Genomic DNA, 11,727 nt, shown 5'->3' with positions numbered 1-11,727 from the left:
AAGGACAGAGGATAAGATGCAGACACATGTTTTGGATTATCTGACGGATAGTGTGAAAAGGGTACCGGATAAGATGGCGTACTCCAACGGAACGGAAAGTCTGACTTTCGGGGAAGTGTACGGACAGAGCCGGGCAATCGGCACATTTTTAAGTGACAGCGGCGTATACAGAGAGCCGGTGGTTATTTTTATGAACAGGCATCCCAAAATGGTCGCTGCTTTTTTTGGTGTGATTTGCGGAGGCAATTATTATGTTCCCATTGATGTGGAAATGCCGGAAAGCAGAATCCGCCTGATTCTGGAAAATGTGAAGGCCAAAGTGATGATCTGTGATGCCGGGACTATGGAAGCAGCAGAGAAAATGGCTTTTGACGGCAAAATCGTACTGTATGATGAAATATGTCATACCGGGATAAAGGAAGCGGCATTACAGGAAATCTATGAGAAAGCACTGGATACGGACCCGATTTATATTGTATTTACCTCCGGTTCCACGGGGATTCCAAAAGGCGTGACAGCATGTCATCGTTCGGTGATTGACTATATTGATCATCTTTCAGAGGCACTTGGGTTTGATGAGAATACGGTATTCGGCAATCAGGCGCCTTTGTATATGGACGCCTGTCTGAGAGAACTGTTTTCCACAGTCAAATTCGGTGCCTCTGCCTATCTGATTCCGAAAGAGCTGTTTATGCTTCCGGTCAGACTGGTAGAATTTATGAATGAATATCAGATTAACACCGTTTGCTGGGTGGTTTCCGCGCTGACCATGATCTCGGCGCTGGGGACCTTTGAGACGGTGATTCCAGAGCATCTGCGTCTGATTGCCTTTGTCAGCGAAGCGTTTCCGGTGAAACAGTTTAACAAGTGGAAGGCTGTCCTGCCGGATGCGACATACGTGAATCTGTACGGGCCTACGGAAGGCACCGGTGTATGCTGCTATTATACCGTGGACAGAGAATTTGTGCCGGGAGATGTAATTCCCATCGGGAAACCGTTTAAAAATACGGAAATTTTATTGCTGAATGAGAAAAATCAAAGGTGCGGGTCAGGGGAAGAGGGAGAAATCTGTATCAGGGGAGCTTCTCTGACTCTGGGGTATTACAACAATCCGGAAAAGACTGCGGAAGTATTTGTCCAGAATCCCCTGAATTCATTTTACCCGGAACTGATTTATCGTACCGGAGATATCGGGCGCCTCAATGACAGAGGGGAACTGGAATTTGTATCCCGCAGGGACTATCAGATTAAACATATGGGGCATCGGATCGAGCTGGGGGAGATTGAGGTGAATGTGAATGCGCTGGACGGCATTGAAGCGGCAGGATGTGTCTATGATAAAGCGAGATCAAAAATTGTCCTTTATTACAGCGGCAGGACAGACGAGAAGACATTGACTGTCAGCTTAAAGGAAAAGCTGCCCAGGTATATGCTGCCCGGCAGAATCGTCCGGCTGGAAAAACTGCCCTACACGGCCAATGGAAAAATTGACAGGATGACATTGACGAAGATGCTGTAAAGCGTTTGCAGAATCGAAGCAGGGAAAGCACAAAGCAGGGAGCGGAAAATGAGAGACAGGGAAGCCGGAAACATGGAAAGCAGGGAAAATAGGAAAGACAGGATAAAAATAGACACACATGAGGAAAGGAAACTGAGAAAATGGAAGAATTGATGGAAATCTTGAACAACTTACATCCGGATGTAGATTTTGCAGGCTGTAAAAATCTGGTGGACGGCAAAATCCTGGACTCCTTCGACATTATCACTATCATATCGGAAGTGGCGGAGGTATTTGATGTAACCATTTCCGCAAAATATATTGTGCCGGAGAATTTCAATTCGGCGGAGGCACTGTATGCCCTGATACAAAGGCTGGAGGATGAAGAGTAGGGATGCTGTTTACATCATATGAATTCCTCGGCTTTCTGGCGGTATTGTCTGTACTGTATTATATTGTGCCGAAAAGATTCCAGTGGTCTCTGTTGCTGCTTGCCAGTTATCTGTTTTATTTTATGGCGAACCCTTATTATCTGATTTATATAGTGGTGACAACCCTGACCATCTATTTTCTGGGATGCAGGATTGAGGGGCTGCAGGAGGAACAGAGCCTGTATTTAAAGGCGCACAGAGAGAGTCTGGGAAAAGAAGAGAAAAAGACCTATAAAAGAGGAATTCAGAAGAGACAGCGCAGACTTCTGCTGGCGGCTCTTTTGCTCAATCTGGGTATTCTTGCAGTGGTAAAATACACCAACTTTGTCATCGGCAATGTGAATGGACTTCTGCATTTTCTGGGAAATGGAAAAGAGCTGCAGACACTGGATTTACTGCTGCCCATGGGAATTTCTTTTTATACCTTTCAGGCAGTGGGATATATCATTGATGTATACCGGGGAACCTGTTCCGCGGAGAAGAATCCGTTTCGGTTTGCTTTATTTGTGTCCTTTTTTCCGCAGCTGGTACAGGGGCCCATCAGCAGATTCGGAGATTTGTCCCGGACTCTGTATGGGGAGCATGCTTTTCAGTGGGAGAAGGTGAGCCGGGGGCTGCAGCGGATACTGTGGGGGTACTTTAAGAAGCTGGTAATTGCGGACCGAATTCTGACAGGAGTCAATGAAATCGTCAGAAATCCGGAGGCGTATGGAGGGGCTTATGTTCTGGTGGGGATGCTGTTCTATGCGCTGGAACTGTACGCGGATTTCACAGGGGGAATTGATATTACCATCGGTGCAGCTCAGTGTCTGGGCATAGAGGTGGCGGAGAATTTTAACCGCCCCTATTTTTCCAAATCCATCAAGGAATACTGGCGCAGATGGCATATGACTATGGGCACATGGTTTACAGACTACATTTTTTATCCCATATCCGCATGTCAGCCCATGCTGAAGCTTTCCAGATTCTCCAGAAGACATCTGGGAGAAGCACTGGGGAAAAGGGTGCCGGTGTACCTGTCCTCCTTTGCGGTATGGCTGGCCACGGGAATCTGGCATGGTGCCAGCTGGAATTTTATCGTATGGGGACTGGGCAACTGGGGTGTGATTATGATATCCCAGGAGCTGGAACCGCTGTATCGGAAATTTCATGGGAAGTTCCATGTGGAGAACAATGCGGGATTCCGCTTTTTTCAGGTTGTGAGGACGATATTGCTCATGAGCTGTCTGCGGGCTTTTGACTGTTACCGGGATGTGCCTCTGACTTTTCGAATGTTCACAAGCCTGCTGACTGCCAGAAACTGGAACATTTTGTGGGATGGTTCGCTGATGACATTAGGGCTGAGCAGGACGGACTATGGTATCTTAACGGCGGGGATGCTGGCGCTGATTCTGGTGAGCCTGCTGCAGCGGGGCGGAAGCGTCAGGGAGAGAATTGCCCGGAAGCCTTATATACTGCGGTTTGCCATCTGGTATGGCCTGTTCCTGACGGTACTTCTCATGGGCGCCTATGGAATTGGATATGATGCCAGTCAGTTCATTTATAATCAGTTCTAGGAGGCAGAGGAACTATGAATAAGAAAAGCATGGTGAGAGCCGTGTGCTCTGTAACTTTTGTCATAGTGACATTATTTCTCCTGCAGAGGCTGCTTATGCCCAAATACGCTTCGGATGTGGTGGAGGGCAATCTCATCGCGGAGTATTATGAAGAAGAGAAAAATCATGATGTGATTTTCATCGGGGACTGTGAAGTATATGAAAATTTTTCCCCCAAAGTACTATGGGAAGATTACGGAATCAACAGTTATATCAGAGGAAGCGCTCAGCAGCTCATCTGGCAGTCCTACTATCTTCTGGAGGACACGCTCCGGTATGAGAAGCCGAAGGTGGTCATCTTCAACGTGCTGGCATTGAAGTACGATGAGCCGCAGAAAGAGGCCTACAATCGAATGAGTCTGGAGGGAATGCGGTGGTCCGTTTCGAAGGTGAAGTCCATACTGGCTTCCATGACAGAAGAGGAACACTTTCTGGACTATGTCTTTCCGATTCTCCGGTATCATTCCCGATGGAGTGAGCTGGATGCAGAGGATGTGGAATATATGTTTCACAGGAAGCCTGTTTCTCACAACGGATATTATATGAGAGTTGACGTAAAACCGGCGGAGAATGTGCCGGAGGGACGGATTCTTGCCGATTATCAGTTTGGTGAGAACGCCTGCAGATATCTGGATAAAATGACGGAGCTGTGCAGGGAGAATGATATTCAGCTGGTGCTGGTAAAGGCGCCGTCCCTGTATCCTTACTGGTATGACGAGTGGGAGGAGCAGGTGGAAGTCTATGCGGCAGAACATGATCTGTTGTACATTAATTTCCTGGAGCTGGCAGAGGAAACCGGGCTGGACTTCAGTCAGGATACTTATGACGGCGGCCTGCATCTGAATCTTACAGGGGCGGAAAAAATAACGAAGTATCTGGGAAAGGTACTGGCGGAAGAATGTGCTCTGCCGGACAGAAGAGGGGAAGCAGAGCTGAGCGAGGTGTGGGAGGAAAAAATTTCCGCCTATGAGCAGGAGATTGAGGAGCAGAAAAGAATGACAGGGCAATGGAAAGCGATAGAATAACAGAGAATCACAAAGAATTACAAAGAATCACAGGAAGCCTGACATCATAGAATACCAGAAAGGATATGACAAAAATGAAAAAAAGGATACTTGCAGGACTCATATGTCTGATGACGCTGTTCTCCGGGTGTGGAAACAGTGCGAAGACAATTGAAGGGAATGTGGCGGTGAAGGAAAGCGGTGTCGATTCGGAAGCGGCGCCGGAGACAGATGATGCATCCGGAATGCCGGAAGAAAGGCCGGAAGGGACACCGGAGGATATGGCTGCGGACTATAGTGGCTATGTTTTTATCCATAACGGAGTAGTCATTGAAATGGATGTGGATGCGGCGTCTGTCATAGAACAGCTGGGGGAGCCGGATTCTTATTTTGAAGCGCCCAGCTGTGCTTTCGAGGGAATCGACAAGATTTATACTTATGGAAGCTTCGAGCTGGATACATATCCCACGGACAAAAAGGATTATGTATCTTCCGTTATTTTCAAGGATGACACCATTACCACCACAGAAGGGATTGGAATCGGTGACTCTGTGGACAAAATGGAAGAGGCTTACGGAACCGGCCGAACAGATGAAAACGGTATGACCGTATATGAAAAAGGGGATATGAAATTATGCTTTATCCTGGAAGGGGAAACAATCGTTTCCATAGAGTACCGGTCTAAGGTTCTGGATAATTAAATTTTGTTTTAAACAGATTTGTGATTGACATTACGTTCTCTGATCTGCTATACTGACTATACATATCTGGGAAACATCTAATGGAACATCTGAGATCATTTCGGCTGAGAATCCCTGTATGAGAGAAGAGTATGGCGGATTGCAGAGAAAAATGGTGACAGAATGTTTTGTTTACGGTTATCATATGAACCCTTCTTTCCGCTGACAGGAAAGGAGAACAATATGAGAAGAAAAACGGCAAGTCAGGAGCACATCAGTGAAAAGGCGACGGAGGAACAGAAAGCAAGAAAGAAGCTGGCGGAAATGAACCTGCTGGATGATTTTCTGTTCAGCACAATGGCGGCTTATCCGGAGATTGGAGAGAGATTTGTAAAAATTCTGTTGAAGATTATTTTCGGCAGAGATTTCAGGCACTTGTCGGTCACCGCGCAGAAGGTTTATTATGGAGCTGACACGAACCTGCATGGTGCACGGCTGGATGTATATCTGGAACCGGAGATAGAAGAAAATTCCGATGAGAGAGTAACGGTTTACAATATGGAACCGGATCAGGGAGGAGATGCGGCGGATAAAAGAGAGCTACCGCGGAGAATGCGCTTTTATCACGCGAAGATTGCGGTTAAGAGCCTGAATGCCGGGGCAGATTATGAGGAATTGAAAAATGTTGTCATTATTATGATTATGCCTTATGATCCATTTGGGCTGAAACGGATGGTGTATACTGTAAAAAGTATGTGTGTGGAAGCGCCGGAAATGCCTTATGAAGACGGAGCCAGCACTTTGTTTTTGTATACGAAAGGAACAGAGGGCGTACCAAATGAGATGTTAAAGCAGCTTTTGTATTACATGGAACATACTACAGATGAGAATGCGATAAATGAGGAGCTGCTGAAGATACAGGAAATGGTCAGGGCAGTGAAGAAAGATCCGGAGGTGACGGCGGGATATATGCTTAGACATTTGAGGATGATGGAACAGCTGAACAGAATTCGGAAGGAAGGCAGAGCCGAGGGTAAAGCAGAAGGCAAGGCTGAGGGTAAGGCTGAGGGTAAGGCAGAAGGAGAGCTTTATAATAAGATATCTCTGATATGTAAAAAGCTTAAAAAAGGAAAAGGACTGGAACAAATTGCCGAAGAGCTGGAGGAAGAAATCCCTGTTATTGAGTTGATTTATAATAAAGCAAAAACATTTGCTCCGGATTATGATCCCGAGGCAGTTTTTGAACAGATTAGAAAAGATATCTAAAAATGCTGCCGCACCGTTGAAGGGTGTGGCAGCATTTTTTATCTGATGCAGGTTGCAGTCAACAGAAATTATTGAAATAATCTCAATACCATGGAATCCTGCTGCATTTGCTTCTTCAGCATCAGATTTCGGTATTCGCTGAGAAGATCTTCCTTTTTCTGGTCGGAAATTGCCTTCGGCATATCCAGATCCTCGATACGGCTTCTGGAACTTACCTGTTCCAGCGTTGCTGCCGTATTATAATTGTAGGTATGCTCCAGACGATTGGTGGAAGCTCCCAGATTTCCTCTCATGCCGGATACCATTTCTATGGCGCTGTCAATATCATCCAGGCTAAAATTTCCGGAAGTAACATCGAAATCAGCAATTCCCAGCGCCTCCAATGTGGAATTTGCCATACCGATTCTCATGCCGCTTCCGTCGGGATTGGTTGCCAGATGCATATCAGCCATACTTCCGTCCAGCAGCTTTTGCTCGTTCAGAGAAGTTGTTTTGGCCATAGACTGGATGCCTTCTTTTAACTGGTTGATCTCATTCTGATAGTATGATCTGTCAGAAGAGGAAGAAAGTCCGTTCATAGACCGCACTGCAAGATCACGGATTCTCTGCAGGTAATCCATAACACCGCCGAGAGCACCGTCCGCCACATTCAGGGCACCGATACCTTCCTGGGCGTTCTGCCCGCCTACACGGAGACCGTTCTCCTGCTTCTGCATTTTCTGTCCAATAGCAAGTCCTGCCGCGTCATCTGCCGCAGTGTTGATTCGTTTGCCGCTGGAAATATGAGAGTAGGAATTAAAAATACCGTTATTTGCGGATATAGTATTCATAAATTGACCTCCTTTTCACATATGTCCTTTCTACTTATAATCAATTGAATTATACAATCTTTTGGTAAATATTTCAACTGGAAAATTTTCTGTTCCCTGCTGATAAACATGATTTTAGAAAATTTTTCTATAAAGTGCAGACTTTTCTCAGCCAGACTATTGCAAAATGAAGGGAGTACATGTAAGATAAAAATATCAGGCGCTGCATGACTGACGGAAGTGGGATAACCCACAGGAAGTGCAGCGAAAACCAAAGCCGACCGTCTGGGCACCGCGTATGAAGCGCAATGGAAATGCGAGTGTATGTTCCGTTGTACGGCAGTGACAGAACAGCCGGCTTGCTTTGTAAGAGGAAAACTGCGGAACTTAAACAGCAGTTATCCGAAGCCGCACAGAAACATTAACGGCCGTATGATTTAATGGCCGGAAATGGTTCTAAAGGAATTGTGCGGAGAAGGAAAACTGCGGAACTTAAACAGCAGTTTTCCTTCTCCGCACAGAAACATAAACGGCCGTATTTTAATGGCCGGAAATGTTTCTAAAGGAATTGTGCGGAGAAGGAAAACTGCGGAACTTAAAATGAGGAGGACAGTTTTATGCTGCAACTGGAAAAGGAACTGAAAAACAATGTATATCCCGGAAGAGGAATCGTCATAGGACGTTCCGCCGACGGAGAGAAAGCTGTGATCGCGTATTTTATTATGGGGAGAAGCGTGAACAGCCGCAATCGCATCTTTGTGACCGAGGGGGAAGGAATCCGTACTCAGGCATTTGACCCGTCAAAGCTGTCAGATCCCAGTCTGGTCATCTATGCCCCTGTGAGAGTGCGGGGATGTGATACGATTGTGACAAACGGAGATCAGACAGATACCATTTATGAAGGTCTGGAGAACGGACTGACCTTTGAACAGGCTCTGAGGAGCCGGAAATATGAGCCGGACAGTCCTAATTATACTCCCAGGATATCCGGAATTGTGCATATTGAGGCGGGGAACTTTGATTATACGATGTCTATTCTGAAGAGCAATGACGGGGACCCGGCCTGTTGTAACAGATATACCTTTGCATATGACAATCCGGCGGCAGGAGAGGGGCGCTTTATCCATACCTACAGAGAGGACGGGAATCCCCTGCCCAGCTTTTACGGGGAACCGGAGAAGGTCGTCATTGAAGGGGATATTGACAGCTTTGTGAACAGGGTGTGGGAGAGTCTGAACGAGGACAATAAGGTGTCGCTTTTTGTGAGATTTATTGATATTGCCACAGGTGAGAGCGAGACGCGTATCATGAACAAAAATCAATGAGAAATAAAATGCAATTTCGCCTGAAAGGCCTGTTCCATGCAATGATAACTCTTTGCCCAAAAGGGAGAATGTAACAGCGAGACAACGGACATACACAGATTAAGTGCAGAACAGAAAAAGAAAGGAATGTGAATCAAATGAAAGAAATTGAACTGAAATACGGATGTAACCCCAATCAGAAGCCTTCCAGGATTTACATGGAGGACGGAAGCGAGCTTCCGGTAACCGTGTTAAACGGCAGACCTGGATATATCAATTTTCTGGATGCCTTTAACGGCTGGCAGCTGGTAAAGGAGCTGAAAGCGGCGACAGGACTGCCCGCGGCTGCCTCCTTCAAGCATGTGTCTCCGGCGGGGGCGGCGGTGGGGCTGCCGCTGAGCGAAACCCTGGCGAAAATTTACTGGGTGGATGATCTGGGAGAGCTTTCTCCGCTGGCCTGTGCCTATGCCAGGGCCAGAGGCGCGGACAGAATGTCTTCCTTTGGAGATTTCATTGCGTTGTCTGACATATGTGATAAAGATACGGCAAAGCTGATAAAGCGGGAAGTGTCCGACGGCTGCATCGCGCCCGGCTATACGGACGAGGCTCTTGCGCTGCTGAAGGCCAAAAAGGGCGGAAGCTATAATATTATTCAGATTGATGAGAATTATGTTCCTGCACCGCAGGAGAAAAAGCAGGTATATGGAATCACTTTTGAACAGGGACGAAACGAACTGGATGTAAATGGTGACCTGCTGTCCAATATCGTTACGGTGAATAAGGAAATCCCACAGTCAGCGCTGATTGACATGAAAATTGCGCTGATTACATTGAAATATACCCAGTCCAATTCCGTCTGCTATGTGAAGGATGGCCAGGCCATCGGTATCGGAGCAGGTCAGCAGTCCCGCATCCACTGTACGAGACTGGCAGGTACGAAGGCGGATAACTGGTTCCTGCGCCAGTCACCTCAGGTGATGAACCTGCAGTTTGTGGACAGGCTGGGCAGACCGGACCGGGACAATGCCATTGATGTCTACATGGGAGATGAATATATGGATGTGCTGGCGGACGGCGTGTGGGAGAAAACATTCAAGGTAAAACCTCCTGTGTTCACCAGAGAGGAAAAACGTGCCTGGCTTGACGGGATGCAAAACGTGACGCTGGGATCGGATGCGTTCTTTCCTTTTTCGGACAATATTGAGAGAGCATACAAGAGCGGCGTGAAATACATTGCACAGCCTGGCGGTTCCATGCGTGATGACGCGGTGATTGCGTGCTGCGACAAACACAATATGGTGATGGCCTTTACCGGCATCCGGCTGTTCCATCATTGACGCGCCGGCAGGAAAAATCAGGGGAACTCCTGTAAATAACCTGTTGAAAAGTGATGGATGCGTATGATATAATGTACCGTAATGCATGGGCTCTGCAGGAGATGAAAGGTAAGGACAGGAGTATGAGTGAGACAGAATCCAGAAATTTTATAGAAGCGATCATTGACAGGGATCTGGCGGAGGGCGTATGTGACACTGTGCACACCCGTTTCCCGCCGGAACCCAACGGATATCTGCATATCGGACATGCCAAAAGCATTCTTCTGAATTATGGACTGGCCAGACAGTACAATGGCAAATTCAATATGCGTTTTGATGACACAAATCCCACGAAAGAGGATGTGGAGTTCGTGGAATCTATTAAAGAAGACATCCAGTGGCTGGGAGCCGACTGGGAAGACAGGCTCTTCTTTGCGTCGGATTATTTCGGAGAGATGTATGAAGCGGCGGTAAAGCTGATTAAAAAGGGGAAAGCCTATGTGTCGGATCTGACGGCGGAGCAGATTAAGGAATACAGAGGAACACTGACGGAACCGGGCAGGGACGACCCTTTTAACAGCCGCAGCGTGGAGGAAAATCTGGAGCTTTTTGAAGAGATGCGGGAAGGAAAATATGCGGATGGAGAAAAAGTGCTTCGGGCCCGTATCGACATGGCCTCGCCGAATATCAATATGCGGGATCCTGTGATTTACCGTGTGGCGCATATGACACATCACAATACCGGAGATAAATGGTGTATTTATCCCATGTATGATTTTGCACATCCCATCGAGGACGCCATTGAGGGAATTACCCATTCTATCTGTACGCTGGAATTTGAGGATCACAGGCCGCTGTATGACTGGGTTGTGAGAGAACTGGAATATCCCAGTCCGCCGAAGCAGATAGAATTTGCGAAATTGTACCTGAAAAATGTGGTGACAGGGAAGCGGTATATCAAGAAGCTTGTGCAGGAAGGGATTGTGGACGGCTGGGATGACCCCAGGCTGGTGTCCATTGCCGCTCTGCGCAGACGTGGATTCACGCCGGATTCCATCAGGAAATTCGTGGAGCTCTGCGGTGTGTCCAAAGCGCACTCCACAGCAGATTATGCCATGCTGGAGTACTGTATCCGGGAGGATTTAAAGGCAAAGGCTCCCCGCGTGATGGCAATTCTGGACCCGGTGAAGCTGATTATTGATAATTATCCTGAGGGACAGACAGAGATGCTGACCGTAGGGAACAATCCGGAGAACGAGACCCTGGGCAGCAGAGAGGTCCCCTTTGGAAGAGAGCTGTATATTGAGCGGGAAGACTTTATGGAGGAGCCCCCGAAGAAATATTTCCGTATGTTCCCGGGCAATGAAGTGCGGCTGATGAACGCTTATTTTGTGAAATGTACAGGCTGCGTTAAGGATGAGAATGGAAAGATTACACAGGTACACTGTACCTATGATCCGGCTTCCAAAGGAGGGAACAGTCCTGACGGAAGAAAAGTAAAAGGCACAATTCACTGGGTGGCGGCTTCCACGGCCGTTCCGGCGGAGATACGTCTGTATGAGAATATCATTGATGAGGAGAAGGGTGTATATAATGTGGAGGATGGAAGCCTTAATCTGAATCCGAATTCTCTCACTGTTATGAAGAATTGCCGCGTGGAACCGAGCCTGACCGGAGCGGTAAGCCCGGAGCGATTTCAGTTTGTACGGCAGGGATTCTTCTGTGTGGACTCCCGGGATTCCAGACCGGACGGTCTTGTCTTTAACAGAATTGTATCTCTGAAAAGCTCTTTTGTATTACCCAAAGAGAATTAAAAGGCATGGC

The 11,727-nt window shown here is 47.2% G+C and carries 10 protein-coding genes and 1 riboswitch; of the genes, 9 read left to right on the top strand and 1 reads right to left on the bottom strand.

Features of this window, described 5'->3' with window-relative positions; translation table 11 throughout:
* Window positions 1–16: 16 nt before the first annotated feature.
* The 6 genes from NSB25_RS12325 (at window position 17) to NSB25_RS12300 (ending at window position 6,474) form a co-directional block, all read left to right on the top strand.
* The gene (locus tag NSB25_RS12325) at window positions 17–1,519 is read left to right on the top strand and encodes an amino acid adenylation domain-containing protein (protein WP_103239933.1); all 1,503 of its coding nucleotides are present in this window, start codon (window positions 17–19) and stop codon (window positions 1,517–1,519) included.
* A 140-nt stretch (window positions 1,520–1,659) separates the two neighbouring features.
* The gene (locus NSB25_RS12320; protein ID WP_103239934.1) at window positions 1,660–1,890 is read left to right on the top strand and encodes an acyl carrier protein; all 231 of its coding nucleotides are present in this window, start codon (window positions 1,660–1,662) and stop codon (window positions 1,888–1,890) included.
* Window positions 1,891–1,892: 2 nt separating this feature from the next.
* Window positions 1,893–3,485 (top strand): MBOAT family O-acyltransferase, encoded by a 1,593-nt coding sequence (locus NSB25_RS12315; RefSeq protein ID WP_103239935.1) that lies wholly within the window; start codon window positions 1,893–1,895, stop codon window positions 3,483–3,485.
* Window positions 3,486–3,499: 14 nt separating this feature from the next.
* The gene (locus NSB25_RS12310) at window positions 3,500–4,549 is read left to right on the top strand and encodes an SGNH/GDSL hydrolase family protein (protein WP_103239936.1); all 1,050 of its coding nucleotides are present in this window, start codon (window positions 3,500–3,502) and stop codon (window positions 4,547–4,549) included.
* 74 nt (window positions 4,550–4,623) lie between these two features.
* Complete coding sequence (locus NSB25_RS12305) at window positions 4,624–5,229, top strand: hypothetical protein (RefSeq protein WP_103239937.1); 606 nt, start codon at window positions 4,624–4,626, stop codon at window positions 5,227–5,229.
* A 222-nt stretch (window positions 5,230–5,451) separates the two neighbouring features.
* Window positions 5,452–6,474 carry an Rpn family recombination-promoting nuclease/putative transposase gene (locus NSB25_RS12300; RefSeq protein WP_103239938.1) on the top strand — a complete coding sequence of 341 codons (1,023 nt, stop codon included), beginning with the start codon at window positions 5,452–5,454 and terminating at the stop codon, window positions 6,472–6,474.
* Window positions 6,475–6,542: 68 nt separating this feature from the next.
* On the opposite strand, the gene NSB25_RS12295 is transcribed toward NSB25_RS12300, so the two are convergent.
* Window positions 6,543–7,304, bottom strand: a complete 762-nt coding sequence (locus tag NSB25_RS12295) for a flagellin N-terminal helical domain-containing protein (protein ID WP_103239939.1) — start codon at window positions 7,302–7,304, stop codon at window positions 6,543–6,545.
* A gap of 196 nt (window positions 7,305–7,500) precedes the next feature.
* Window positions 7,501–7,581: riboswitch (ZMP/ZTP riboswitch) on the top strand.
* 319 nt (window positions 7,582–7,900) lie between these two features.
* Here NSB25_RS12295 and NSB25_RS12290 point away from each other — a divergent pair.
* The 3 genes from NSB25_RS12290 to NSB25_RS12280 all read left to right on the top strand — a co-directional run bounded on the left by NSB25_RS12290 (window position 7,901) and on the right by NSB25_RS12280 (window position 11,717).
* On the top strand, window positions 7,901–8,608 hold the full coding sequence (locus tag NSB25_RS12290; RefSeq protein ID WP_103239941.1) for an IMP cyclohydrolase: 708 nt from the start codon (window positions 7,901–7,903) through the stop codon (window positions 8,606–8,608).
* 128 nt (window positions 8,609–8,736) lie between these two features.
* Window positions 8,737–9,924, top strand: a complete 1,188-nt coding sequence (locus NSB25_RS12285; protein WP_257479256.1) for a phosphoribosylaminoimidazolecarboxamide formyltransferase — start codon at window positions 8,737–8,739, stop codon at window positions 9,922–9,924.
* 122 nt (window positions 9,925–10,046) lie between these two features.
* Window positions 10,047–11,717, top strand: a complete 1,671-nt coding sequence (locus tag NSB25_RS12280) for a glutamine--tRNA ligase/YqeY domain fusion protein (protein ID WP_103240014.1) — start codon at window positions 10,047–10,049, stop codon at window positions 11,715–11,717.
* The last annotated feature ends 10 nt before the right edge of the window (window positions 11,718–11,727 follow it).

Origin of the sequence: Acetatifactor muris (assembly GCF_024623325.1) — a bacterium.
Taxonomy (GTDB): domain Bacteria; phylum Bacillota; class Clostridia; order Lachnospirales; family Lachnospiraceae; genus Acetatifactor; species Acetatifactor muris.
Note: the sequence above shows the minus strand (reverse complement) of the source record. Positions and strands in the feature narration are given on the sequence as shown.